This is a genomic window from Deltaproteobacteria bacterium HGW-Deltaproteobacteria-4 (genome assembly GCA_002841765.1).
Taxonomy (GTDB): domain Bacteria; phylum Desulfobacterota; class Desulfuromonadia; order Desulfuromonadales; family UBA2197; genus UBA2197.
In genome coordinates this window covers 120,371-147,136 of the sequence record PHAV01000002.1, presented here as the reverse complement: position 1 = coordinate 147,136, position 26,766 = coordinate 120,371, and the positions used below count along the sequence as shown (strand labels likewise).

Here is a 26,766-nt window from a genome sequence, read left to right as displayed (position 1 = left end):
CGGATAAGGTGACAAGGGGGGGCGATGGTAGCCAGGCGCAACTTTTCAAAAACATAAATTGATGTTCGTCGTTTGCCGCAGAAACCTTGAACGCTTTGCATAATTGACAATGCCGACACTACTTCTTTTTCGCTTTATCAGCCAGTACGCGGCGGGCGGCAGAGACAACAACCTGCGAGACACTTTTACTTTTACTGAGATCTTTAAGCTCTTTTATCGTCAAATAATCCATAAAACGCAACGCCGAGGCGATCGGCGTCTTCGGATGGCTGACCAAGGCGGATCGGATGGATAGCAGCTTGATCCAATCCTTATTGACGAGAACAATACGAATCAACTCTTCACTCGATGTTTTATTCTTACAAACGGCCAGAACCTCACCGTCGGTTATGCGCGGATTTTTGAGGACAGCAGTATTAACCAGTTTATTAGAGTCCTTGAGGAAGATAGAGCGCCACTCCTTATCGCCGGTCAGCGCCATCTTGATCTTTTCGGAAACCCCCATGTCGAGAGCCAGCTGATATTTGGAATAATTCTCTTCGTCAGGGGGGAAAGACTCCTCGTCAACAACTGCCTCCTCTTCATCTTCCACCTCGGCAGTAAAATCCGGATCTACCATATTGACAAGAGCTGAACGCTCTTCCTCGGTCAGCTGCGTATTGTTTAACAAAGCGCTGACCGTTTCCGGAAAGGCCCGCCACAGCGTTTCTCGCTCAAAAATCAGCGGAAGAAGATGGCGGTCGGCACGCTCCAGCAAGAAGACCAAGCTCTCTTGAGGACATGCTGGATTATCAAGAATTTCCTGAAAAAGCAAGGGCTCACTCCCCCGCACCCGGGCGAGAAAATGGAGGATCCTCGGGGATAAATCAGGCAGAGCCGCCACTGCGATCAAAAACTCCAGTGGATATTGACGGAGTGTGCGCACACCGGCAGCGCGAATTTCGCGATCACCGCCACAATAAAGAAAATAAAGGGCGGTGACCAGATCCCGCCCGGCCAGAGTCGTTTCGCCCCAGGCAGCGGCGAGACGATCTGCATAGGAAACGTCTTTACCGACAATCTTGGCAACGGTCGCAGAGACCGTGATCCTTTGTGGTAGTTTTGAAGCCATCATTCCTCAGTCATATCGCTACAGAGACTAACGCTTGGCAACTTGCGCCGTCAGTCCAGCAGCCGCAGCGCGTTTTGCGGCCTTCTCCGCTTCTGCCCGACTTGGGAAAGATCCAAAACTTATTTTTTTCAAAGACATAGACAAAGAAATTGTCTCTTCATCGACAAGAATGCCGCGGAGATAGAGTTGATCGGCAAGACGTCGGGCTTGATCAAGATCCTGAAATGATCCTGCATACAAAGCCACCTTCTCCCCCTGTTGCAGGGCAAAAAGACCGGGAAGCTGAGCTGACAACTCCTGACGCCGTGCCTGTGCCGCTGCGGGGTCATCATATATCCCGAGGAGCAACCGGGTCATCGGAACCATACTTTCAACTGTTTGCACCTGCGGAGTGTAGCCGAGACGACGTATCTTACGCTCGACTTCACGCTGATTTTTCTGACTGACAAAGGCCCCGGCAGTGAGGGTATAGGGTTGACTAACCGCTGGGTTGGAAGCAGTTGCACGCTTCGGTTCTGAAGGGACGGCAGCAGCATCCGGGGCAGGTGTCGTCTCTGCAACGGCCGTGGTCGCAGGAGCGGATTTTTCCGATATGGGAATTACGGGTTGCGGTTCTTGCGGCGGAGCAACGACAACCGGAGCCGGACTCTCCGGTTGCACCGAGACTCTTGTCTTCACCGGCGCCTTGGGCGCAGGTGACGGCGGGACAGAAGTACTGTTCAAGTAATAATAACCACCACCGCCGCCAAGAGCGAGCAGCAGCAAGAGGACGAGAAGTAGGGTGCGTTGCGACAGGGACTGGCGCATTCCCTTGCGGGACTCATTGGCAACGTCTTCATCGACAAAATCTTCGTCGGTAAAGTTTTCATCGTCATCAAAAGGGAGCCTGTCATTCTCTTCAAACTCGAACTGAATCTCGTCTTCTGTCCCTTTCACTTCCCCTTGAGCACCTGTTTTTACTTCTTCACTCTTCTTACCAATACCGAACATAAATTAATAGTCTCCTCTAAAAAACCGCATCCGCAAAATTGAACCGATAAGATTATTCGCCCTTTTTAACCGCGGCTATAATCTTGGCGCTCATGTGGGGTGGAACTTCGTCATAGTGGTCAAACTCAAGGCTGAAAAGACCACGATCAGATGTCATAGAACGTAAATCTTGAGAATATTTCAATATTTCTGCCATTGGCACCAGCACCTGCACCACCTGGCTCCCCGACTGGGGTTCAACGCCCAGGATCTTGCCGCGCCGGGAGTTCATATCGCCGATCACATCACCGATGCAGTCATCAGGGACGGTAATCTCCATACGCATCACCGGTTCAAGCAGGATCGGCATCGCCTGGCCCAAAGCTTCCTTGAAAGCCATCGATCCGGCAATCTTGAAAGCCATCTCCGACGAATCGACAGAGTGATGGCTGCCATCATACAGGGAAACACGAAAATCCTGGACAGGAAATCCGGCGAGGATGCCGTGCCGCATTGCTTCCTGAATCCCCTTATCGACCGCAGGAATGTACTGACGGGGGACGACGCCGCCGACCACCTTGTCAACATATTCATAACCGCCCCCCCGCGGCAGCGGCTCGAGTTCAATATGAACATCGGCAAACTGGCCACGGCCTCCTGACTGCTTTTTATGCCGATAGTGCTGCTTCACCGCCTTTTTGATCGTTTCCCGATAAGGAACCTTCGGTTCTTTAAGGATAACTTCTACCCCGAACTTGCGCTTGAGCTTCTCTACCGCCACCTCGACATGCACCTGCCCCATGCCGGACAGGATCATTTCTTTAGTCTCTTCGTCGCGACTGACATGCAGGGTCGGATCTTCTTCTACCAGCTTGTGCAAAGAACTCATGATCTTGTCTTCGTCCCCCTTCCCTTTGGTAGCAAGGGCAAAGGAAATCACCGGTTTTAAGGCGAGCGGACTTTCATAAAGGATCGGCTTGGCGCCGTCACAGAGGGTATCGCCGGTCTCGGTCTCTTTGAGTTTAGCGACGGCGACTATATCACCAGCCTCGGCCTCGGCGAGAGGACGCTGCTTCTTCCCTTCCAGCTCATAAAGCTGACCGATCCGTTCCGTCACCTCCTTGTTAGGATTATAGACGACCGAATCGCTCTTCAGTGTCCCGGAGTAGACGCGGAAGAGGGTCAGTTTGCCGGCAAAGGGATCGCTGATCGTCTTGAAGACCATGGCTGAGAAGGGATCCTGCGGATCCGGATGGCGGTGCACGACCTCACCAGTCTTCGGATTCGTCCCATACTGAAATCCGCGGTCCAGCGGTGAGGGTAGACAGTTAACGATAAAGTTGAGGAGATTGCGCACACCGATATTGGCGGTGGCGCTGCCGCAGAAGACCGGGGTAAAGGTTTTGGTCAGCGTCCCTTCCCGCAGTCCGAGGAGAATTTCCTCTTGGCTCAGCTCACCACTCTCCAGGTACTTCTCCATCAGGACATCATCGGCCTCAGCCGCGGCTTCGACGAGAAGGGTGCGTAACCGCTCGGCCTGCTCAAGATGCTCGGGAGGGATGTCGGTTTCGTCGTAACTCCCCTTTTCATCAAATTTGAAGAAACGGGCTTTCATCGTCACCAGATCGATGATCCCGCGAAATTCATCCTGTTTGCCGACCGGCATACTCACCGCCACCGCCCGGGTCTTCAGGGTCTTTTCGACTTCGTCGACCGTCTTGAGGAAGTGGGCGCGCTCGCGGTCCATCTTGTTGATAAAGACGATGCGCGGCACCTCGAACTCATTAGACCATTCCCAGATCTTCGTCGACTGTGCCTTGACCCCGTCGACCGCCGAGACGACCAGGACAGCGCCGCCGAGGATGCGCAGACAGTTACGGGTATCATGGAGGAAGTTGGTATAACCGGGGGTATCGACGATGTGCAGGGAGTGATCTTTCCACTCGCAATGGTTAAGGCTGGAGCTGATGGTGATACCGCGTTTGATCTCTTCGGGCTCGAAATCCATGACCGACGTCCCCTCATCCACTTTGCCGAGACGATCGTTCATCCCGGTATTAAAGAGGATTGCTTCTGTCAGTGAAGTCTTCCCTGCCCCGCCCTGCCCGACAATGCCGAGATTACGAATCTTTGCTGTTGTGTACTTGCCCATGAAACTTCTCCTTTTCCATTAAAGGGTGATGAGAAATAACTGCACTTCACAACAATCCGACCGGTACCAAACTTTTTAATCTGTGGTCATAAAACTCCAGCGTTCCGCTGATGAATAAGAAACAATCCCTCTAGGGTCAGATCCGCATCGACCTGAGCGATCGTCCGGGAAATCGGGGCGATCAGCGGCGCCAGGCCGCCGGTGGCAACGACCAGCGCCTCTTCTTTACTTTCCTGCTGCATGCGACTGACAATGCCGTCGACCAGACCGGCATAGCCGTAGATCAAGCCGGCCTGAATACTGTTGACGGTGTTGCGGGCAATCACGGCCGGAGGAGCGACAAATTCGACCCGCGGCAATTTAGTCGCCTTCTCAAAGAGAGCTTCGGCGGAGATGCCAATCCCGGGAGCAATTGCGCCGCCGAGATATTCCCCCCGTGCCGTAATGAAATCAAATGTCGTGGCTGTGCCGAAATCGATAACAATCAAGCTACAGCGATGCTTATCGTAAGCCGCCACGGCATTGACAATCCGGTCGGCGCCGACTTCACGCGGGTTATCGTAAAGGATCGGCATACCGGTTTTGATCCCCGGTCCGACCACCAACGCTTTTAACTTGAAATAATCGGCGCAGAGCCCTTCCAGGGTCGCCAGCAGCGGCGGGACAACACAAGAGATCGCCACATCCTTGACGTCAGCAAAGCCGATTTCGGCCATTTCGAAGAGATCGCGAACGAGCACGGCGTATTCATCAACCGTGCGTTGCTTGTCGGTGGTAATCCGCCAACTCCGCTGCAGCGTTGTCCCGGCATAAATTCCCAGGACGATATTGGTATTGCCGACATCGATAACCAAAAGCATGGGGCAATGACTCTCTTTGGTTAATTTAGTAGAAACTCAAGGCAGCGGACGCACATCACCGGCGAGAATTCGTTCGTTATCGCCGTTTTCCAGAGAAAGAAGCAGAGCGCCGTCGGCAGCAATACCGGTGATGATGCCGACAATGCTGCGTGACGGCTCCTCGATCGTGACCTTTTTGTCGAGCAGATCGAAGTAGGTCAGCCAACCGCTAAGTATCGCTTCCTGCCCGGTTGGATAATCGCGATAAAGAATATCGATTTCACTGAGGAGACGGCGACAGAAGCGGACGCGATCGACCGGATGCTGCAGTGCCAATGCCAGCGAGGTCGCCGGATAACGGAGATCATCCGGAAACTGTTCCTGTGTCATATTGAGATTAACACCGATACCAAGGATGACATAATTGACCCGTTCGGTCTCGGCATTCATTTCGTTGAGCAGACCCGCCACCTTGCAGCCGCCCAACAGGACATCGTTCGGCCACTTTACCGTCGGACGCAGACCAGTCTCCAGTTCGATCGTTCGGGCCGTCGCCAAAGAGGAAAGGAAGGTCAAGAGCGGCGCTGATCGCGGCGCAATCGCCGGGCGTAAAATGATCGACAGATAAAGATTGACTCCGGCTGGCGAGATCCAGCGCCGGCCAAGGCGTCCTTTACCAGCACTCTGCGCTTCAGCGACAATCACGGTCCCGTCCCTAGCCCCCCCTTCGGCGAGGAGGGCGGCGCGGTGATTGGTCGAATCGGTTTCAGCAAAATAGACGATCTCGCTGCCGATAATGGCTGCCTTCAGCCCGTCCTGAATCTCTTCACTGAAGAGCCGGTCAGGTCCGGCAGCAAGACGATAGCCTTTGGAGGGGAGAGCGTTTATGGCGTAGCCCTGCTCGCGCAGCACGCCGATCTGTTTCCAGATTGCCGCCCGGGAGATGCCGAGTTGCGCGCTCAAACGGGCGCTCGACAGATAGCCGCCGGCCGTTTCCTTGAGCAAACGCAAAATTTCAGCATGACTCTCAGCACTCATGACAGCCAGTCCTAACGAAAGAGCAAAGAAATATCGACGGCGCGAAACGAATGGGTCAGGGCGCCGACCGAAATCAGATCAACCCCGGTCTCGGCAATTGCCCGCACACTCTTGAGATTGACCCCGCCCGACGCTTCGGTTAACGCCCGGCCGGCCACAAGCTTGACCGCCTGCCGCAGTTCATCAAGCGTCATGTTATCAAGGAGGATAATATCGGCTGAGGCGAGCAAGGCCTCTTCGACTTCGGCAATGGTCGTCGTTTCAACCTCAACCTTAATTGTGTGAGGAGCAGCGAGCTTGGCGCGTTGAATCGCCGCCGTCACCCCGCCGGCGGCATGGATATGGTTTTCCTTGATCAAGATCCCGTCACAAAGGGCATATCGATGATTTTGCCCACCGCCGGCCCGTACCGCATACTTTTCAAGATAACGCAGCCCCGGCGTTGTCTTGCGGGTATCGACGATGCGCGCTCTGGTGCCGTCGACCGCCTCGACAAAGAGACCGGTGAGCGTCGCGATCCCGCTCATGCGCTGCAACAGATTCAGGGCGACCCGCTCCCCCTGCAGCAGAGAAGCCGACGCCCCCTTGATCCAGGCAAAGACTTCACCGCGGCGGATAGTCCGACCATCTTCGCGCAGCTTTTCAAAGGAGACCGTCGCATCGACAGCGGTAAAGACCTGAGCCGCGACATCAATACCGGCCAAGACAAAATCCTCTTTGGCAACGAGCTCGGCCCGGGACTGGCTCCCAGGCGCAATGCAGGCCCTGGTGGTGATATCACCCCAGCCGATATCTTCTGCCAGCGCCGTATCAATGATTCGATCAATTTCGTTCATCTAACGATCTCCATTGACTTTAAAATTGTATTTTTATAACACAGCGACTTTACAGCCGGCAACCGAAAAGCCGCTCGCAATAGCAGAGATTATCCCTTTACTTTTCACCCTGACTCGGTTCAAATATTCACCGTCTCAATACTCTTGCTTCCCTCCGATGAAAGGTAACACATGAAACATCTTCGCTCTCTTACCATCCTGAGTCTTATCAGCCTGCTGGCTGCCGGCTGTGTCAGCACCTCCACCCATAAAAAAAGTGTCGATGAGGCTGCAGCCCTCTCCGCAAACCTGTCTGCCCTGACTGCCGAACACGGGAAACTTCAGGATCAAACAGCCCTGTGCAGCAAAGATCTCGCTAACAGCGAACGCCGGTGGGCGGAGACACAAAAGCAACTCGATGAGAAGCAGATCGCTCTTGAACGGGCCCAGGCCGACATTGTCCGCATTGAAAAAGTCCTGTCCGACCGTAATCAGGAAGCAGGTAAAACGATGACGCAGATGCGGCAAGAGATCGACCGCCTCACGACAGAAATTCATAAAGTAAAAGAAGAAAGAGCCCAACTCATAGCGGAACGGGATCGTCTCACCCTGGAAAAGGAGAATCGCGAGAAAGAACTCCGTGCGGCACAGGATACCTATGGTGAATTGATCGACAAGATGCGTTCGGAAATCTCCCGCGGCGAAGTGACGATCTCCGAACTGCAAGGAAAACTCACCGTCAACCTGGTAGAAAAGATCCTCTTCGATTCCGGCAGCGCCGACATCAAGAGCGGCGGCAAAGAGGTCTTGAGCAAGGTCGGCACCATCCTCAACGAGGTCGAGGACAAAGAAATCCGCGTCGAAGGCTACAGTGACAATCTGCCGATCAGTCCCCGTTTGAAGTCGATTTATCCAAGCAACTGGGAACTCTCCGCTGCAAGGGCGATCAGTGTTGTCGAGTTCCTGCGCAATACCCTCAATATCCCCGGAGAACGTCTCTCCGCCAGCGGCTTTGCCGAGTTCCGGCCGATCGCCGACAACGGTACCCCTGAAGGCCGCGCCCAGAACCGGCGTATTCAGATTATTCTCGCCCCTCTTGAGGCTGAGGTGGTGAAGTAGTTTCCCCTCCAAAATTTTCAACATAAACGACAAGGCCGCTTCTTTTGATTGGAAGCGGCCTTTTTCATTAGCAAGGGGAAGGGTGTTTTTATTTGGGTGCCGACACTACCCACATCCCGGCTTACATTCTTGCCAATCGCTGAAAGGATAATGCAACTGCATTCACGCGCCAGCCAATCGACCGACCACACAGTGCAGAAACAAATGACAAAATCGATGTTAACTACAAAACAATGCTGAGCTAAACATCTTGACGCCCTAAAAAAAAAGGCGGCCCCCGAAGGGACCGCCCAAAATGTCAAGCTAATTATTGCATTGTTTACTTGTGTACGGTTTCGACATCAGCGGAACGCCCTGCGCCGTGACAAAGAGCGCAGGTTTCATTGGCGTCATAACCGACACGCGGCCCGTAGTAGGCACCGTTCTGCTCCATATGTCCCTTGGCCAGATCGCTGTCATGGCAGTAGACACAGCCGGCGGCATTCGGCGAAATCACCGTGTCGGCGTTGTTCGGCAAGCTGGCACGACCTTCAGCCACCGTGGCGATAGCATCCACGTCGCTACCATCGGTTGGCGCAGTTACCATCGTAGTTGGCAGAGCGTTAACATTGACTGGCAGACTGTAAGTCCCGTCTTTGTGACAAGTCGAGCAGTTATTGAGGATGCCGGGGAAGGTCACTTCCGCCCAGTCGTAGTAGTAGACCCCGCTGGTCCCACGGTCACGGACGAAAGTGTAATCAAACGTGCGCATTCCCGAAGCGTGGATACCGTGAATCATATCCTTGAAGTTGTTGGTATCTTCTGGGAAATTCATCGGATCTCCAAGGGCGAGAAGAATCGGATCGGTGACATTAGCAAGAGCAGCTCCACGACCACTGGTGCTCAAATTCGGCACGTGGCACATAACGCAGATCTGCATATTGTAAACACGATTACCGCCATGTCCTTCAAACCACTCGTGGCAATTTCCGCACTTGGCACTGTCGACGACTTCACGACGGGGCGTATCATTGGTGACCGCCTTGACGGCCGAAATAGTATGGCGGGCGGTGTTGGCTGCAATGCCATTCGTCCCGGCTACCTGGGTAAAATAGCCCTGCAGTCCAATCCCCCGCAAGGTAGCACCGACAGGGAATTGATAAACAGGATCAGTGATGGTTGCAACGTAGTAGCCGTCAGCAATCGGGCCGCTAATGGTCCCCCTGGTGTTACCTGCCGCCCTAAGATAAGCTATCCCGACAGAGGCAGGCTGGGCTGCAGCTCTCCCGCGGTTGTTGTACTCGGCCGGAGCAGTGATATCACCCTGTGGAAGGGCATAAGCGATCAGGAAACTCGGGCTGCCGGAGTAGCCGCTCAGCAAGGCGCCCGCAGGCACAGAGCTGGCCGTCGATCCGGCGCCGTCAAAGACCACTGGGGTGGGAGTGGAACCGTCGACACTGCTCAAGATGCGGAAGGTAATGACCGGCTGATTACTGCCGTTGACGGTGACTTCTTTGATTTCATAAGTGAGGTTGGCCGCTCCAGCCGGAACATTCGGATTGTTTTCGGTAGCATTGTCCGACAGGTGATAGCCTTCAATCGCAGTGGGAGAATGACAGCCGGCACAGGCGCTGTTATCGGTCTGTCCGCCCTGATGGGTAGCGAAGTCGACCGTGTGGCAACCACCGCAGGCGGCCATGATCGGCTTGGTCTGCCAGTTATTCCCCTGCGGTGTCGCACTGTCCGCCCCGTTATGGCACTTGAGACAGTTTTTCTCCTGGGGGTAGGTCACTTCAGCAAAATCGCCGTCGACATAGGTCGAGTTTGCCGAGTGGATTTTGTGGACCATTGTCGACATATCAAAAGAATCAGGACCCACAACTAGGTCAGGGTTGTGGCAGGTCACACAGTATTCAACTTCAAAGCGGCGGCCATGAAAGACCAGATTACCATGGCATTCGTTACAGGAACTCATGGTCGCGATGTTACGCATGGCGGTCACGGCGCCCCCGGCCGGGACAAAATCATAGGCAAAGTTTTGCGCTTCCAGGGCCACAGAACTGCTACCAATCTGTCCACCGAGGCGATGGGTCAAGGTCGGCTGATAGGTAACGCCTGCAACCTTTGCCACATCAGTGGCAAAGGTGTAGGTATAGCTGCCGTCGCCATGATCGACCAGAGTACCGGCGTTGTCGTAAGTAGGCAGACCATCGCTATCCCGGATATAACTAACCCAAGAACTTGTGTTGCCACTGTTAGCTGCGGCAGGGACCAGTTTAACTAAAGTAAAACGGATAAAGCGGGCATCATTTTCTTTTAGAGCGGCCAACCCGGTAATGCCGATTCCGTTGCTGTCTTTCAAGGTAAAGTTAACAACGGGAGGACTGGCAATGGTCACACTGGTAATTTCGGACTGCACATCAATCTCTGCCAGAGTGGCGGCAGAAGTGGTTGACGCATCAACAACTGCCCCCCCCGGAGGTCCGGCAGGGCCTTGAGGCCCTTGAGAGCCGTCATCGCCCTCGCAGCCAGCCAAGGTAACCGCCAGAGCCAATAACGCAACTAGTAAGAATTTCTTCCCGTTCCCATTTTTCCACAAATCAGTTTTCATGTCCTTATTCTCCTTTCCCTGTTAAGGGATCTAAAAAGGTGGCTGCCATGGTCTACCCAACCCCCATTAGCGGCCACTACGTTCCTGTACTTTCCGTCATTTTAAAGGGTTAACTGACTTAATCTTGCAGTCGTTACTAATACTGAACCAATTGTCAAAAACGCTCGGCCGCAGTCCCTCCATTGACCGCCCCATTATTAATCAGGTAAGCGATGGCACTGGACTTATAAACAGCGGAAACATCGAGGGCATTGAGGGTGGAAAAGACCGAATAGTTAAGTATGCCGTCATCCAGATGGTCGATAGCATCGTAAATCAGCCGCCGAGTGTAGCGACGGTTATGGGCCACACCACCTGGATCATGAATCAGCAGATTGTAATTGAAGGCGGCGCCCATATTGGCTTTGCCGTCGCTAGAGATACCCACGGTCCAGTTCGTATTGGCGAAATAGGGGTAGCCAGTGGTGAATGCGTAGCCATTGTTGGCCAATTGCACTTTCAGCGCCTCAAGAGCCGCCTGATAACGTGCCTTGTGGGTCGACCCCTGCAGGGTCGCTGCAATCTCATCCGTGCCAAGCCATGTGGTCTCGGCATTGGTACCGGCGCCGCGGGAAGAGTGACAAACGACACAAACCGGATTCAGAGAGACATCGCCGGGGGAGTACTCAGTCAAGGGACTGAGTGTGTGCGAGCCATCATTGTTGTCGAAGTGACAAGTGACGCAGGGCCCCTCGGTGTAGTTGCCGCGCACGGCATCAAAATTGGCGTCACCGGTGGCAATGCCCATGCCGATTTTGTCGTGGCGGTCGCCAGCGGGGATCGCATAATTACGATCTCCAAAGGTGTAGCCAGACTTCCCGAAAACCGTGCCTCCAGCGGTAAGGTAATGCGAGTTTATGAAACCGGTGGCGGCGAAATTAGCGCTGGAATTTTTGATTGATTCGCCACTCTCAACTCCGGTGTGACAAGCCAAACAGAGATTAGACCCGGCAGCAGCGGGGTATTGGTCAGGTGCATTGGTATAGGGAGCAGTAATTCGGCCTGTGGTACGCAGGGTACCGACGCTATCGGTATGGCAACCGTTGCACTTGAGCATCTCCGGCTTGAAATTGGAGTTGTACGCCAGTGGCGCCGCATATTCAGCGGGATCGGCATCGGTATTGGCGGTCAAATAGGCAATGACACCGGTAGTGGTATGACAACGCTGGCAGGGGCGACGGTCACCAAATGCGCTGACGACGGTGAAGTCGTTACGAACGGCGCCGGGAACTTCGGTCCAGTTGTAATGAGCCCATGCACCGGCCGCCGTTGTATCTGCGTGTCCGGAGGCGGCCCACTGCTTATTGATGGTGTTGTCGGCGTTATGCGGGTTGTGACAGTCGCGACAAGCGCGATTGCTGGAGAAATCGAAAGCATACCCGGAAATATCGGCGTTATTAGTACCGTTGACGAAATTTCCGGGAGTAGCAAAATGGGTGTCGGTAATGATCTCATTCACAGCACCGTACTGATTGGCTGCCGGATCATGATAAGCAATGATCTTTGCACTACTGCTCGCTTGCAACAGTTGATGACAGTTGGTGCAAGTGTTGAACTCTGAACTGCGGCCTGTCGACTCCGCCTCAAGCAATTGATCTTCCTGGTGTGGAGAGTGACAGGTGCGGCAGTCAATGTTGTTTGCATCGCTTACTGGCGCCAAGGTATTCGGCAAGTTGGCGCTGAGGTACGCGTAGTCGCCATCAACGTTCAGATACTGCTTCGCCCCTTCGTCGCTATGGCACTTAGAGCAACGGGCACGCACATTGGTAGTTCCCGCTACAAACACACTTGCATTGAGAGATCGAGAATGCGGCGATGCCTGAAATGCTTCGACGATTCCTTTTCCTTCAGGGGAAGACCCGTGCGGGAAGGTGGCGTTGTGGCACTGCCCGCAGCGGTTGGAATCGGGGGAGGCAAAAGGGATACCTGCAGCAATCCCGTTGTGATACTGCCCTCCACCGTGGCACGATTCGCAGCTTACTACCGGTCGGTTGGCCACAATTCCGTTCGTTGCTGTGGAAAGTTTTTGTCCGTCGCCCAACTGGTCATGGCAGGTCAGGCATGCGGGGTCTACCAATCCGTTGTTTGGTTCACTGACCGCCGGGTTGCCATGAACGCCAGCCAACCAGGTTTTTGCAACGCCAGTCTCAGCCTGATGACAGGTCAGGCAATTATTTATTCCTAACGGCTGGGCATCTGCCAAAGTACTGTCCGGTCCGGTTTGATCGCCGCCCGAATCCAAGTTGCTTCCGCAACCCCAAAGAGTCGACAAGAAGAGCGAAACAACGACAATTGCTAGATACTTATTTTTGCGCATTTTTTCCTCCTTATTCAGAGCGTTTAGTGGCATTTACGACAAGTTTTAGCGTCACTGGCCCGCTTAAGACGATTTTTAACATCATCCCAGTCACGAGGATGAGGGTTGGCCATCAAACCGCTCTTGGCACTGTGGCATTTAAGACAGACATCACCATCAGGATGGCAAGCTTGACAGGTGGCCAGGTTTTTTCGCGCTTCGCGGGCATGACTATTCGACCATTGGTGGCTCGGCAGCACTGAGTTAGTGTGACAGCCCTGGCATTGTTGATCGCTGTAAAAAGCATGTTGCCCACCGAGGGTGCCGTTGGTAAAGCCTTTGCGATGGGAGTCAAGGGCCAAATCGGCAGGATTGAAATCATCGTGACACTCAACACAGAACTTGCTCTCATGGCATTTGTTACAGAGTTGCGGGTTGGTGCGCGCCGCGATCGGGTGGGTGACGGTAAACTCGGAGCGGTGAACGTTGGTCATGGTGTTACCGAGCTTGCCCATTTCATCGGCCCGCCCGGCTTTGTGGCAGTCGAGACAATAATCCTGCTCGTGACAGGCAGAGCAATCATAGGTCTTGGCGAGTGCTGCGCCACGGTGAGTCAGCGCCCAGGTTACGTCGTGGGTGACTAATCCTGGCAATTTGAGATTATCGACAAAGGCCTCATCGTGGCACTCAAGACAAACCTTGTTATCGGGGCGAATATCACGATTATCCTCCGCATGACAGGCGACACAGGAGAGATCTCCAGCCATGAGTTGATGGCCGGCGTGGTTAAAATCGGTGGCCCACAGTGTCGATGCCCCGAGGAGCAGGCCGACGGTGAACAGTTGCAGTATACGAATCATATCGGCACTCCTTTCAGAAGAGAATGTTCAGACGAACGCGACCCCGGTAATACTCGTCCCACAGGTCGCTTTCCGCCCGTTCGACTTTGGCCTCGACGTTGATTTTTTTACTGATTGTGGCGGTCGCATCGACCCACACCCGCGAGCTGCTTGTTTCATCGGTCTCTTCAATGCGCCGTTCAAGCACATCAAGATCAGCGCCGATACCGGCCCGGAAATAACGATTGAAGAGCCAGGAACCATGCGCCCGAATTCCTCGCAGATCCTGCCCATCGTTCCCTTCGCGCAGCACGCCGGCAAGGTAGTAGGACAAACGATCGGTGCGGATCTTCTCGACCCCGCCTTCAAGGACATTGGCGTCATCAAAGTCCTGATAAATTTCCCGGGTGTATTTGACAAATGACCGGACGCCCTGACCGTGGCGGAAGCTGAGTTCGGTTGCGACCTCCTGATATTCATCCACGGCAAAGACCGAATAGATCGATGTTGAGGAGAAGACCGGGAGCGAATAGAGGTATTCGCCGCGCAGCGACCAGTTTGGGTCACGGTGGTAAACAAAGCCGCCATTGAAATAGGAGATGCTATTCGAGAGGTAGTTGAACTGGCCCTCACCGAAGAGGCTGAACATTTTTCGGTACTCATAATCGGCATTGAAGCCGATCAATTCGTTGGCGAGTTCGCTCTCTTCCCAGCGCTGAATGTAGGAGATCCCTAGCTGAAGAGCATCGAACTTCCCGGAGAGTTCGACACCATCGATCAAATCCTTGGCGTTGTAGCCGGCGTAGTAGGAAACATCGCCGCCGCCAAAGACGGTCAAGCTGAAGGGTCCCAGATCCCGGGCTTTCAGATAGAGCCCGTCCATTAACGAAGCCCCGCCCGCCGTAGAGATAAACTGGCGACCAAGCTTGATATCGAAGTTAGGTAGCAGTTCACGCTTTTCCAGATAAGCGTAGTAGAGCCGACTGTCAACATTGACCTCATTGGCCAGATCATCGGCGATGCGACCGTAACCACGGAAGTTAAGGCCGGCGCCATCGATATCCTTGACATTGAGCAGCAGGTACTCGTAGGCGGGAACTGCCGTGTCTCCATCAGCATTGTCAAACCATTCGATTTCGGAACTTGATCGTCCCGAAATCGACAACGCCTGAGCGCTCTCGGCTAGACTGATGCCAAGCAGACACACGGCAAAACCCGCCAACAGGGATTGCCATCTTTTCATGTCGCCTCCTTTGTCATGCGTAAATCTCCTTTCGGTCACAAAGCGTTTTGTGCTTATGACCATCCATTCTCACCAAAAAACTCCCTCAAATACCCGATAAATCCTGTCTCATTCAGCCACCAGAAAGAAGAACACGGGCTAACTCGACAAAGAAATACACAACATTATAAATTAGTTAGCATTTTCTACTGAGTCATTCTACCTAAGCGGAATAAAATTTCACTTAATAATCAAATTCTAACAGCTTATTATTTTGAAGCAACTGGTCGATAAAATTATATTTTGCAAATATCCCTCTTAAATCATTGGCACTTGCGACCTATGCGCCCTAACGGACGTACACAAAAAAAGGACTTAGCTTAAAAAGCCAAGTCCCTAATTTTACTGTGGTGCCCGAAACGAGAATTGAAGGAGTATCCAGCAAAATCGTTCTGCCAAGCAGTTTTAAGTATTACTTGTAATTTTAAATAGTTACAAACTATCAAACCTCGAAAGTTTGCATGGAATCCGGAATGGCCACGTGTTCGAGACCCAGTTCATTGCGCAGGGCATTGGCCAGACTCTCGGAGGAATCGTCTTCTCCATGAACAATAAAGGTGTGTTGCGGTTTCTTTTTCATGGCACGCACAAAATTAATGAGCCCGTTCCGGTCGGCATGGCCGGAGAAACCGGGCAGGACCTCCACCTTGGCCCGCACTTGGAACTCCTCCCCAAAAATGCGCACGGTCTTTTCTTTTTCGACGAGGCGGCGACCGAGGGTGTTGGGCGCCTGCCAGCTTGTCAAGAGAATGGTGTTGCGCGAATCTTCGATGCGGTTCCGTAAATGATGGAGAATTCTGCCGCCCTCCAGCATGCCCCCGGAACTGATGATAACCGCCGGGGTTTTCAAACTGTTGAGTGCCTTTGATTGCTCCACCGACTGAGTGTACTGCAGGCGACCAAAACCAAAAGGGTTTTTGTCGCCGTCAGTGAGGAGAAACTCGCGAACGTCTGCATCAAAGACTTCCGGATGGAGGCGGAAAACTTCGGTGGTGCGGGTGGCCAGAGGGCTATCGACAAATATAGGCAGGTCGGGAATGGCCCCCTTGCTGTGCAGCTTGTGGAGTGCGTAGACAAGCTGCTGTGTGCGGCCGACGGCAAAGGCCGGGACCAATAGTGCTCCGCCACGACTCACGGTTTCATTGACAATGCGCTCCAGCTCCTTTTCCGACTCAAGGTAGTCAGGGTGCAACCGATTCCCATACGTGCTCTCCATGATCAAAATATCGGCACCATCGCTAATCGGTACAGGGTCACGGATGATGGGGATATCAGGCCTCCCGACATCCCCACTGAAGACGAGGCGGCGCTTCTGCCCGGAGCCCTGTTCCTCGAACTCAAGAATGACATGGGCACTGCCCAGCATGTGACCGGCATCCACCAGAGTAAGAGAGATGCCGGGGAAGAGCTGGTGGGGCCGGTTGTAGCTTAGCCCGACGAATTGATCCATGGACCTGGTCACATCGGCCTTAGTGTAGAGGGGCTCAAAGAGACTTTGCCCCTGCTGCTGGCGACGACGATTGACGAATTCCACGTCCTTTTCCTGGATAAAGGCGCTGTCCATGAGCATCACGGCACACAGGTCCCTGGTTGCCGACGTACAAAAAATATCGCCGTTAAAACCGTTCCTGACGAGGCAGGGAACCCTGCCCGAGTGATCGATGTGAGCATGAGAAAGAATCAGGCAGTCGACGCTGTCTCCTTGGCAAAACTCGCTACGGTTTTTCTCGAAGGCTTCCTTGCGCTTGCCCTGAAACAGGCCACAATCAAGCATGATAGTTTTGCCGTTAATTTCGAGCAGATGTTGCGAACCGGTCACAGTACGCACGGCACCAATGAAGGTAATTCTCATTTCAAACTCCCGTTCAGCAACTCCAGTCGGACCGGTAGCGGTTCAGAATCCCATGTAATTTCTGGATAGAGAGATTTATTCAACTTAAGATAGGTACCGTCCAAGCCCGCTTCAGCCCACCAGCATTCGTTGCCTCTCTTGGGTAATTCAGCGAACAGGTACAGGTCGTTATTCTTGTCTCTGGCTATGAACATGTTAGTTCCTTTCGCTATGATGTGAATTGACCCAGACCTTCTAAAAGCTCAACTTCTAAACACTCAATTGTAGTGTAGCACAATAAAAAGAGCCCCGAAAATTCTCCGGTCTCAATTTTTTCATTCAATACTTTTGTGGTCCATTTATGATACCGATAAGAGAAACAATAAAAAAAGGACCCAGCATTATCTGCCAAGTCCTTAATTTCATTAGTGGTGCCCGGGACCGGAATCGAACCGGTATGACCTTACGATCGAGGGATTTTAAGTCCCTTGTGTCTACCTATTCCACCACCCGGGCGAGGGAAGTCATTATTTTCGTTTCTGCTGCTTCTGTCAATCAAAAGCTTTCCAATTGCTACAAAAAATCTGCCTAGTGGCATCTATCATTCGAAGAAACGAAGGAGCGGTTCTTCTATGAGAAGGCCATGCCGGACGCAGAGGGAAAAATAGAGTTGTAATCCCGTCCGATGCTGCGGAGAGAGATCGTAGGACATGGCGCGCCAGTAATCGATCAGTGCGGCTTCTCCCATCCATTGCCTTTCAGGAGTCTTTGCTGCCAAAAGGGAAAGATCGGCAAAGGCCATTTTCCGGGACTGCGCCAATTGTTGCTGTAAGATACGCAGAGCAGGCGCCTCTTCTGCAACAATAGCGGCGCGGACGATCCACAGGGCAAAGACAAAAGGAAGGCCGGTAAAGCGCCACCAGAGTTCGCCAAGGTCGTAAATGTTGGTCTTTCCACGTAGCTGCTGAGCGGTGCACAGCGCGCGGTCGCCAATTATCAAGACACTTCCCCCTTGGGCGGCAATCTCTTCTGCCGGTTGTGCGGCCGGACGACAACAGCAGGGATCTTTCCCAAGAAATTCGGCAAGGAGGAGTTTGAGAAGATTGATCGACGTGGCGGATTCACTGGTCAGATCGATGGACGTACTACCGAGTGCTTCGAGGGAGAGCGGAGAGAAGAGGAGGACGCTCTGCACCGGGCCGCAGGAACTGATCGAATGCCCAGGAAGAAGAAAGTAACCGCCAGAATTACGCCCATATTCGAATGAAGAGGAGGGTGCAAGATCAATCTCACCGACGGAGAGAAGTCCATTAAGCTCCGATGGAACTCCGGAACGGATTTCGCCGGAAAAACCGCATTGACGCAGATAGTAAAAGAAGGGGACACAGTTAGCGTAGGCAATATGGCCTATGCGCAGCGACATCAGTGGTTTGCTCCGCTAACAAAAGAAGGCGGCAAAAACGGATCATGAGTGAAACGGATTCCTTCATAATCGAGAAGACGTCCGCTAGCCCGCAGATAGCTGGTGATCGCATTATCGTAGAGGGCCTCAGCATCGGCCATATCGGTTTGTGCCCGAGCGAGATCGGTCTCCCCCTCAAAGACCGCGCGCGTCGTCGTCAGCCCGACCTCCCGCCGCTTGAGGAGATTTCGCAACTTTTCAGCAGCGAAACGCACACCATCACTGGCAACTTGCAAACGCAGTTCACCGAGGAGTATCTGACGCTGGGCCGTGCGTAATTCACGCCGGACGACCTCACGCAGACGCTCGACATCTCGTTGTGCGCTTGTCGCCAGATACTTTTTACGGGTTGCTTCGCCAACTGCCTGACGGTTACCCAGAGGATAGTTAAAAACCAAACCGACGGACCAGTTCTGCAGATCATCCTGTAGTGATTGTTCCAAACTCTGTCCGTAGTCGTCAGCAAGCCCCTTCTGCCCGTAACTGGCAAGCAGATCGAGAGCCGGACGTTGGCGCTCTTCGGCAATCGTCGCTTCAAGGCGGCGGCTTTCTCCCTGTGCTTGCGCACGAAGCAGTTCCGGGCGATGTAGCAGGGCATAGGCCAGATCAGCTTCCTCGGCGGGAGCGAGTTTGTTCGGGGAGAAACCGGCAAGAATAATTTCAGGGGGGGCAGAAAGATTCAGCTGTTCTGCGAGGCGATCGAGAAGTTCCTCGGCTGACTGCTCGGCGTCAAGAAGTTCGCGCTGCCGGTTCTTCAATGCCACTTCGGCCTCAAGGAGATCAAGAGGGGGGAGTAGGCCGGCATCTACTTTGGCCTTATTCTCGGCGAGGATCTCTTCGGCAAGGGCAACAGAAGCACGGCGGGAAGCCAGGATGGCGTGAGCACGCCGCAAGTCCGCAAAGAGAGTACGAAGGTCGGCAACGAGGAGAGTCACCTCTTCCGTCAGTGTCGCAATAGTGGAATCGCGTCCCTTAGCAGCAAGGAGAATCGGTTCTTCCGTCGCCATCCGTCCAAAGCCCTTGAGCAGCGGCTGGGTCAAGGAGAGGTAAAACTCATTACGCCAGCTCGGATCGAAAGCGGATGTCGTTTGCAGATTGTCGTCACGGCGCTGATTTATCCCCGCTACTACTTCTGCACCGCTCGACAATTTTTGCAGGAGAGAAAAATTGAAGCGGGATGCGAAGTTCTCACTGGTGGTGGCGGGAGTACTGTTTTGCGCATCACGACTAGTGACAGCATCAAGGAGGAGTTGCAAACGGGGGTCGTAAAGTCCCTGTGCTTCAGTAATCGCCGCCTCGCTTGCCTGATATTTCATCAATTCACTCTGGACAGCAAGATTTCGCTCCAGAGCTATCCGGATAGCCTCTTTTTGAGTGAGAGGGTCCGCTACGGCAGCGTCACTGGCGACACAGAGCCATAATATAATGAGGATCAAGAGCGACGAAAATCGTTTCACAAAAAAGCGTCCTTGTCAGGTGACTCGTACTTAAAGTATGTCAATGCTGTTGACATCGACTGCACGGATAACAAAGGCACCGTAGCCGGTAGAGCCGTTGAAGATCAACCGTTTCCGTAGATGCAGCTGAACTTCCAAGCCATCCTTGAGCTTGATAGTAGCGATAATTTTATCTTTCTCATCAGCGGTTCGAAGCGTCAGACTATCGATGTCGCGGAGTTGAATTGTGACGCTTGCATTGCCGCGCTCCCCTTCGATAACGGTCTGCCCATCCAGCGAGAACTGCTGTAATGTGGTAACAATCCCGCTCTGATCCGTCACTTTAGCTTTGATCTCTTCTTCAACCTTGGGTACTGTCCCCACCGGAGCTCCGCCTAGGTTTCCCATACCGGTAAGGAAAATTGCAGAAATCAGCAAGAGGAGGAGAGATTTAAAGGGGTGCATAAGAAGATTTCCTTTCAAGACAATAGCGAACATACTTTTAAATATTACATGACGTTTGTAAAGTGGCAAAGCGCAAAAGCTCTATTTGCTTTTTTTGCTTGTTTTAGCAGAAAGGCCGGGCCGTAAGCCCGGCCTTTCTGCCGTCAGTCTCTAAATAACCATGCGGTCGATAAAGCCGGTATCGACATCCCCTTCGAGGAACTCTTTACTATTCATGACCTTGGCGTGGAAAGCTATACTGGTCTTGATACCGCCGATAATATATTCATCGAGGGCCCTGGACATGCGGCGGATCGCCTCTTCCCGGGTATCGGCATGGACAATAAGTTTGGCGATCATCGAATCGTAGTGCGGCAAGACTGTGTACTGGTCGTAGACGAAGCTGTCAACACGCACACCAAGACCTCCCGGCGGATGATAACCGTCGATTTTTCCAGGGGAAGGAGTAAATTTAAAGGGGTGCTCGGCATTGATCCGGCATTCGATCGAATGTCCCTGAATCTTGATATCGTCCTGGGTGTAACGCAAGGGGATACCGGCGGCGGAACGAATCTGTTCTTTGATGATGTCAACGCCGGTGACCATCTCGGTGACGGGATGTTCGACCTGCACGCGCGTATTCATCTCCATGAAGAAGAAGTCACCATTTTTATCGAGAAGGAATTCCATGGTGCCGACGCTGGTATAATTGACCGCCTTAGCCGCGGCGACAGCGCATTCCCCCATCTTCTTGCGTTGTTCAGGTGAAAGGACTGGACAGGGGGCCTCTTCGATAAGTTTTTGATGTCGGCGCTGAATCGAGCAGTCTCGCTCGCCAAGATATATACAATTGCCGTGCTGATCTGCCATAATCTGGATTTCAACGTGACGAGGGCGTTCGCAATATTTTTCGATATAAACTTCAGGATTGCCAAAACCGGCCTGAGCTTCAGAGCGGGCGGCAGCAAAAGCATTCGGCAGCGAAGCCGGGGAATGGACGATCTTCATGCCGCGGCCACCACCACCGGCGGTTGCCTTGATTATGACCGGATAACCGATCTTACCGGCAATCTTGACGGCTTCTTCTGCGGTAGCCACCCCGTCTTTAGTGCCAGGGAGGATCGGCACACCGTATTGGGTGACAGTCTGACGAGCGCTGATCTTGTCCCCCATCAGGCGCATTGCTTCAGGAGTCGGTCCGATGAAGGTGATGCCGCAGTTACCACAAATTTCAGCGAATTCGGCATTTTCGGACAAAAAGCCGTACCCGGGATGGATCGCATCAGCATCTGTCACTTCGGCGGCGCTGATAATTGCCTTCATATTGAGATAACTTTTGCTGCTGAGAGCCGGGCCGATACAAAGGCTTTCGTCGGCCAACTTGACGTGCAGCGACTCACTGTCGGCATCAGAATGGACCGCGACTGTCTTGATACCGAGTTCTTTGCAGGCACGAATGATTCGTACGGCAATTTCGCCCCGGTTGGCGATGAGAATCTTATGAAACATACTCTTCTCCGTCACGAAAGCAAAATTCTTAAAGGCGTTCAACCCTGAAGAGGGGCGCACCGTATTCGACCGGTTTGGCGTTCTCTCCAAGAATTTCGACAACCTTGCATTTAAACTCCGCCTCGATCTCGTTCATCAGTTTCATCGCTTCAACAATGCAGAGAGTCTCGCCCTTCTCAACGATCGACCCGACCTTGACATAAGGATCAGACTCCGGCGACGGGGAGGAATAGAAAGTACCGATGATCGGCGAGGTAATCACTTCTCCTATCTCAGTGGCTGCAGCAACGGCCACAACTGGTGCGACTGCTGCAGGAGCAGGGGCGGCAATTGGAGCTGTGGCCTGAACGGGAGCAACAGCATAGTTCGGTGCAGCCGTGTAAGTTACGACTTCGGAATGACCACGCTTGATGATGATCTTTTCCTGCTCACTCTCCATCTCAAATTCGGTAATGTCGGTCTCGGTGACCATTTTGATCAATGTCTTGAGATCTTTAATATCCATGGTTCTTTATCCTCCTGAGTATGACGGATCATCAGCGTTGTAGCGATCCGTTCATGAGTGAAACCAAGCGTCACTGTCAGCCAAGGCGCCGCAGTTTTTTGGGAATACGGGTTAACTTCCGGCAGCCGTCATTGGTTACAACCACCATATCTTCGAGTCTCACCCCGCCTTTGCCGGGGAGGTAAATTCCCGGTTCAACGGTAAAAACCATACCAACTTGCGCCGTATCGACAGACCGCGGCGAAAGTGTCGGATACTCGTGAACTTCGAGACCGACTCCATGCCCCAGACCATGCCCGAAAAAGGAGGCATAGCCGGCGGCAGCAATAGTTTTGCGAGCAAGGGCGTCGATCTCTTTGAGGAGAACACCCGGTCGAATTGCCGCGATCGCGTCCTGTTGTGCCTGATAAACTGTGTCGTAGACGTGTTCTAATTCCGCATCGGTTTCACCAAGAGCGATCGTCACGGTTTCATCCGAGCAGTAGCCATGCAAACGCAGACCAAAGTCGATAGTGACAAATTCTCCGCTACGGAGAATGCGTTCACTCGCAGCTCCGTGCGGCAGTGCTCCGCGTTCCCCGGAGGCGACGATCAAATCAAAGGACTTTTCATCGCCACCAAGTCGACGCATGGCGAACTCGAGGGCGAGAGCAATCTCGCGTTCAGTTATACCGGGACGGAGCAGCGGAACAATTTCTTCAAAAGCCGTCGCTGCCATATGCGCGGATCTCTCCAACGCCACAATCTCAATGCTGTCCTTGATACCCCGCAGCCCTAACATCGGTCGATCAAGACCAACCCACGTCATCTCCTGCCCACTGCGTGTGCGCAAACGTTCAAAGGCAGCACAAGTCAGATGTTCCGCTTCGTAACCAACTTTTCTGACAGTAAAATCCTCAAGAGCTGCAATAACTCCCTCGGTTTGTACAGAATATTCACGTCGATGGTCAACTGTAACCTCTTCACTTGCCTGAATAGTGTAACGCGAATCGGTAAGGAAGATCGTTGCCTGCGGCGTGACAATCAACGCACCGTCTGTCCCAGTAAACCCGCTGAAATAACGGAGATTGGCGGGTCGTGTCACAAGCAGGGCATCGAGATGCTGCTCAAGCAGCAAAGCTCTGAGTGCTGAAGCTCTGTTATCTAACATAATACCATTTCATAAACAATAAAATATTATTTCATTTTAGCTAAAAGTCCGCGCATTGCAAGTTCATAACCGATTGTTCCCAGACCGCAAATCTGTCCAATGGCGACTGGTGCGATGTAAGAATGATGACGAAAAGTTTCACGAGCGTGAATATTGGACAGATGAACTTCCATGGTCGGCAGCGCAACGGCTGCAATCGCATCGCGCAGGGCGACACTGGTGTGGGTATAGCCACCAGGATTGATGATCAGCGCCGAGAAACCAGCACTTTGGGCCTGCTGGATCCGGTCAATGAGAGCACCTTCGTGGTTTGACTGAAAGGTCTCGATATGCAGTCCAACTTCTGAACCAAAACGCTGTAATGCCGCATCGACCTCGGCAAGGGTTTCACTGCCATAAATCTCAGGTTCACGTGACCCCAGCAGATTGAGATTCGGGCCGTGCAGCACCAAAAAGGAAAAAGTCGTTGTCACTGCAATGCCTCACGGAGTCGTTCATTATCCCGGCGCAGGACATAACGCCCTTTACCGAAGTTCCCCTCACGATCCAGGGCTAATACGACAAAGTATTCTTCCGTGATGGCCCGAATAACAAAGCGATAACGCCGCGTCTGGATATTCACTTCTTCCATTTCGCCAATCGCCAGGACCGCCGCGGCATTGCGAATTTCTTTCAAGACATTCCCATACTCAATAGCGATCATTTGCACATCAAGATCATCCCCGGGAAGGAAATGAGAAGAGATGGCGATGCCGTCATAGCCCATCAAGACTGCACCGATCGCGCCAGGAGTTTCACCGGTCAGATTTCGAAGTATCTCAGTGAACATCTGCTCTCCTCCTGTTGACAGCATCGAGCCAACGATCATACATGAAAATCAATGCCTCTTTCCCCTTCAACGCCGTAAGTCCGATCGGCCTTATGGCTGGCTCAGCTTCAATCTGTGGAATCTTGACTGCTTTTGGTTCTACCAAGGCCGCAGGATTGATTTGCTGTAATAACTCATCAAGTCGCTGCCGAATTTCCGTATTGGCGGGATCTTCTTCCAACAGATCACTGAAGACTTTAATTGCTCTTTCCGGGAAGCCCTGCTTTATATAGATGTCGGCTAACGTTGCTGTAGCAATGGACGGCAGCGGAGCGCTCTCCGTTGCACGATCAACTTTTTCTTCTAAAACTGGCTGGGGCAATTCGAGAGGCGACTCAGGAGGGGGAACAAGGTTATCGTGCATACTTAAGGAAGACACAGGAGCGGGAATTGCTACTAGTTTCTTTACCACCGCAAAGAGTTGTTTAACAACTTCGTCATCAGAGTCAATCTCCTGCGCCTGGTTCAAGAGCGAGAGAGCTTCTTCCTTTTGTCCGCAACCGAGACAGGAACTGGCGAGACCAGTCAATGCTGCCAGATTGACGGGATCGAGAATCAATGCTTTGCGGTAGGCAGCACTGGCACCAACGGGATCCCCTTTTTCGGCTAGAGCGCGCCCGAGTGAAACAAAGCCCGGGGCATAACTGGGGACCATTTCGCTCCCCCTTTGCGCCACGGCCACTGCCTCATCGAGCAGATTAAAAGTACGATAGATATCGCTTAAAGCGGCAAAGATCGTCGAATACGGGTCCTTGACCAGCATCTCGATATAGCCGGCCATTTTCCCGAGTAAAGTGATATCCACGACGACAGTTTGTTGGGCCATGTCAGTACCTTTATTCCGCAATAACCGGGGAGGTTATACCAGAAAAGAGCGCGCCTGGGTCAGCAACTGTCCGAATCTCAAAATCGCCTATCCCGCGATTAAGGATCATGCGCAAAATACCGGTGTGTACTTTCTTATCGCGCCCGATAGTTTCCAGCAACTTATCTGTAGAGTATTGTGGCGCGACCACCGGCAGGTCAAAAGCAAGGAGCAACTGTCGTACCGCCTCGACATCCTGGTGAGTACAAAGGCCGAAAGCTTCGGAAATTTCTGCAGCAACGACCATGCCGATTGCAACCGCCTCACCATGACGATATTCGCCATAACCAGAGAGGTTTTCAATAGCGTGACCAAAGGTATGACCGTAATTGAGAATAGCACGTAAACCATCCTCACGTTCGTCACGTTCTACAATATCCGCCTTGATTTGGCAAGACCTCATTATTGCCATGACCAATACTGAAGGGTCGTGATTGCACAGTTTTTCAGCATTTTTCTGTAACTCGATGAAGAAAGACTGATCCCGGATCAATCCATACTTTACAACTTCAGCAAAACCGGCGCGATAATCACGGGTGGATAAGGTAGAGAGGATCTTTACATCAATCAGAACCAATCGAGGCTGATAAAAAGCTCCGATCAGATTTTTCCCAAGGGGATGGTTAACACCAGTCTTTCCCCCGACAGAACTATCAACCTGTGCAAGAAGGGTCGTCGGAATTTGTACAAAAGGGATGCCGCGTAAAAAGGTTGCAGCCACAAAACCGGCTAGATCACCGACGACGCCACCACCAAGGGCCAGCAGGCCGCATCCCCGGTCAAAACCAGCAGCCATCAACGCGTCGTAAACCGTGCTGACAGTATCAAGAGTCTTGAATTCTTCACCATCCGGGATATCGATTCGTAATGGAGAAAATCCCGCCGCCTTCAGGGCATCCAGAACAATATCGCTATACAACCGTCCAACCAGAGGGTTGGTGATTACTGCGATTCTTTTCGGGAATGAGATGGCGAGCAACTCTGCCCCTATCTCTTCAAGAATTCCTTCACCGATACGAATTGGATAACTGCGCTCATGCAAGCCGACAAGTAAAGTTTCTGCCAGCATCTATACCTCCGCCAGCCTCTGCAAAATCTCAGTGGCAATCTCATTTGGATTTTTATCGTTGGTGTCGATAATCAAATCAGCAGTTTCATAAAAAGGAATCCGGCTCAAGAGGAGAGTTTCAAGCGCATTCCAGTCCGGTTCTTCCTTGACCAAAGGCCGATCACTGGAAAGTTTAAGTCGTTTTTGTAAGGTGGCAAAGGCAGTACGAAGATAAACAACACGCCCGACAGATCGGACCAATTCACGGTTCTCCGGTCTACCCAGAACTCCCCCGCCCGTAGCCACGACCAGCCCATTTTGGCCGCGCAATGCGGATAGAGCTGCACTCTCCAAATCGCGGAAAACATTTTCGCCATGCTGGCGGAAAATTTCTTGGATCTTTAGACCACTTCGGCGCTCAATCTCGACATCGAGATCGAGCAAATGACAATTGCAACATCTAACCAATTCCGCGGCCACCGTACTTTTGCCCGCCCCCATAAACCCAACGAGAATGATATTTTTTTCAGACATAACATCCCTTGTGCCATAAAGAAAA

At 52.6% G+C, this 26,766-nt stretch carries 24 protein-coding genes and 1 tRNA gene; 1 reads left to right on the top strand and 24 read right to left on the bottom strand.

Annotated features, from left to right (window positions below; all coding sequences use genetic code 11):
• Positions 1 to 118 precede the first annotated feature (118 nt).
• From CVU69_02100 to nadC, 6 genes are all read right to left on the bottom strand, one after another.
• A complete protein-coding gene (locus CVU69_02100) occupies positions 119 to 1,111 on the bottom strand; it encodes a hypothetical protein (protein PKN13487.1) in 993 nt (330 codons plus the stop codon).
• Positions 1,112 to 1,138: 27 nt separating this feature from the next.
• On the bottom strand, positions 1,139 to 2,101 hold the full coding sequence (locus CVU69_02095) for a hypothetical protein (GenBank protein PKN13486.1): 963 nt from the start codon (positions 2,099 to 2,101) through the stop codon (positions 1,139 to 1,141).
• Positions 2,102 to 2,153: 52 nt separating this feature from the next.
• A complete protein-coding gene (gene fusA, locus CVU69_02090) occupies positions 2,154 to 4,232 on the bottom strand; it encodes an elongation factor G (protein ID PKN13485.1) in 2,079 nt (692 codons plus the stop codon).
• Positions 4,233 to 4,318: 86 nt separating this feature from the next.
• Positions 4,319 to 5,092: a pantothenate kinase gene (locus tag CVU69_02085; GenBank protein PKN13484.1), complete on the bottom strand. Its 774-nt coding sequence runs from the start codon at positions 5,090 to 5,092 to the stop codon at positions 4,319 to 4,321.
• A gap of 36 nt (positions 5,093 to 5,128) precedes the next feature.
• On the bottom strand, positions 5,129 to 6,109 hold the full coding sequence (locus tag CVU69_02080) for a biotin--[acetyl-CoA-carboxylase] ligase (protein PKN13483.1): 981 nt from the start codon (positions 6,107 to 6,109) through the stop codon (positions 5,129 to 5,131).
• An 11-nt stretch (positions 6,110 to 6,120) separates the two neighbouring features.
• A complete protein-coding gene (nadC, locus tag CVU69_02075; protein ID PKN13482.1) occupies positions 6,121 to 6,945 on the bottom strand; it encodes a nicotinate-nucleotide diphosphorylase (carboxylating) in 825 nt (274 codons plus the stop codon).
• A gap of 171 nt (positions 6,946 to 7,116) precedes the next feature.
• Here nadC and CVU69_02070 point away from each other — a divergent pair, with 171 nt between their 5' ends.
• Entirely contained in the window at positions 7,117 to 8,043 is a 927-nt protein-coding gene (locus tag CVU69_02070; GenBank protein PKN13481.1) for a chemotaxis protein MotB, read from the top strand.
• A gap of 319 nt (positions 8,044 to 8,362) precedes the next feature.
• Here CVU69_02070 and CVU69_02065 read toward each other — a convergent pair whose 3' ends face one another.
• The 18 genes from CVU69_02065 to CVU69_01980 all read right to left on the bottom strand — a co-directional run bounded on the left by CVU69_02065 (position 8,363) and on the right by CVU69_01980 (position 26,741).
• Complete coding sequence (locus tag CVU69_02065; protein ID PKN13480.1) at positions 8,363 to 10,633, bottom strand: hypothetical protein; 2,271 nt, start codon at positions 10,631 to 10,633, stop codon at positions 8,363 to 8,365.
• 154 nt (positions 10,634 to 10,787) lie between these two features.
• A complete protein-coding gene (locus CVU69_02060; GenBank protein ID PKN13479.1) occupies positions 10,788 to 12,263 on the bottom strand; it encodes a hypothetical protein in 1,476 nt (491 codons plus the stop codon).
• A 749-nt stretch (positions 12,264 to 13,012) separates the two neighbouring features.
• The gene (locus tag CVU69_02055) at positions 13,013 to 13,828 is read right to left on the bottom strand and encodes a cytochrome C (protein PKN13478.1); all 816 of its coding nucleotides are present in this window, start codon (positions 13,826 to 13,828) and stop codon (positions 13,013 to 13,015) included.
• A 13-nt stretch (positions 13,829 to 13,841) separates the two neighbouring features.
• Positions 13,842 to 15,050 carry a hypothetical protein gene (locus CVU69_02050; GenBank protein PKN13477.1) on the bottom strand — a complete coding sequence of 403 codons (1,209 nt, stop codon included), beginning with the start codon at positions 15,048 to 15,050 and terminating at the stop codon, positions 13,842 to 13,844.
• Positions 15,051 to 15,531: 481 nt separating this feature from the next.
• Positions 15,532 to 16,941: an MBL fold metallo-hydrolase gene (locus tag CVU69_02045; GenBank protein ID PKN13476.1), complete on the bottom strand. Its 1,410-nt coding sequence runs from the start codon at positions 16,939 to 16,941 to the stop codon at positions 15,532 to 15,534.
• A complete protein-coding gene (locus tag CVU69_02040; GenBank protein PKN13475.1) occupies positions 16,938 to 17,135 on the bottom strand; it encodes a hypothetical protein in 198 nt (65 codons plus the stop codon). The genes CVU69_02045 and CVU69_02040 overlap by 4 nt, the downstream gene beginning before the upstream one ends.
• Positions 17,136 to 17,349: 214 nt before the next feature.
• Positions 17,350 to 17,436, bottom strand: a tRNA-Leu gene (locus CVU69_02035).
• An 85-nt stretch (positions 17,437 to 17,521) separates the two neighbouring features.
• The gene (locus CVU69_02030) at positions 17,522 to 18,343 is read right to left on the bottom strand and encodes a futalosine synthase (protein PKN13474.1); all 822 of its coding nucleotides are present in this window, start codon (positions 18,341 to 18,343) and stop codon (positions 17,522 to 17,524) included.
• Positions 18,343 to 19,839: a hypothetical protein gene (locus CVU69_02025; GenBank protein PKN13473.1), complete on the bottom strand. Its 1,497-nt coding sequence runs from the start codon at positions 19,837 to 19,839 to the stop codon at positions 18,343 to 18,345. Before CVU69_02025 ends, CVU69_02030 begins: the two co-directional genes overlap by 1 nt.
• A gap of 30 nt (positions 19,840 to 19,869) precedes the next feature.
• On the bottom strand, positions 19,870 to 20,283 hold the full coding sequence (locus tag CVU69_02020) for a hypothetical protein (GenBank protein PKN13472.1): 414 nt from the start codon (positions 20,281 to 20,283) through the stop codon (positions 19,870 to 19,872).
• Positions 20,284 to 20,433: 150 nt separating this feature from the next.
• Positions 20,434 to 21,771, bottom strand: coding sequence for an acetyl-CoA carboxylase biotin carboxylase subunit (gene accC / locus CVU69_02015; GenBank protein ID PKN13471.1), 1,338 nt, complete (start codon positions 21,769 to 21,771; stop codon positions 20,434 to 20,436).
• 28 nt (positions 21,772 to 21,799) lie between these two features.
• Entirely contained in the window at positions 21,800 to 22,276 is a 477-nt protein-coding gene (gene accB / locus CVU69_02010) for an acetyl-CoA carboxylase biotin carboxyl carrier protein (protein ID PKN13470.1), read from the bottom strand.
• Between the two features lie 76 nt (positions 22,277 to 22,352).
• The gene (locus CVU69_02005; protein PKN13469.1) at positions 22,353 to 23,426 is read right to left on the bottom strand and encodes an integrase; all 1,074 of its coding nucleotides are present in this window, start codon (positions 23,424 to 23,426) and stop codon (positions 22,353 to 22,355) included.
• 26 nt (positions 23,427 to 23,452) lie between these two features.
• Positions 23,453 to 23,905: a type II 3-dehydroquinate dehydratase gene (gene aroQ, locus CVU69_02000; GenBank protein ID PKN13468.1), complete on the bottom strand. Its 453-nt coding sequence runs from the start codon at positions 23,903 to 23,905 to the stop codon at positions 23,453 to 23,455.
• Complete coding sequence (locus CVU69_01995; protein PKN13467.1) at positions 23,896 to 24,255, bottom strand: GTPase; 360 nt, start codon at positions 24,253 to 24,255, stop codon at positions 23,896 to 23,898. The genes aroQ and CVU69_01995 overlap by 10 nt, the downstream gene beginning before the upstream one ends.
• The gene (locus CVU69_01990) at positions 24,245 to 25,120 is read right to left on the bottom strand and encodes a hypothetical protein (GenBank protein ID PKN13466.1); all 876 of its coding nucleotides are present in this window, start codon (positions 25,118 to 25,120) and stop codon (positions 24,245 to 24,247) included. Before CVU69_01990 ends, CVU69_01995 begins: the two co-directional genes overlap by 11 nt.
• 10 nt (positions 25,121 to 25,130) lie before the next feature.
• Positions 25,131 to 26,228 carry a 3-dehydroquinate synthase gene (locus tag CVU69_01985; protein PKN13465.1) on the bottom strand — a complete coding sequence of 366 codons (1,098 nt, stop codon included), beginning with the start codon at positions 26,226 to 26,228 and terminating at the stop codon, positions 25,131 to 25,133.
• The gene (locus CVU69_01980) at positions 26,229 to 26,741 is read right to left on the bottom strand and encodes a shikimate kinase (GenBank protein PKN13464.1); all 513 of its coding nucleotides are present in this window, start codon (positions 26,739 to 26,741) and stop codon (positions 26,229 to 26,231) included.
• Between the last annotated feature and the right edge of the window lie 25 nt (positions 26,742 to 26,766).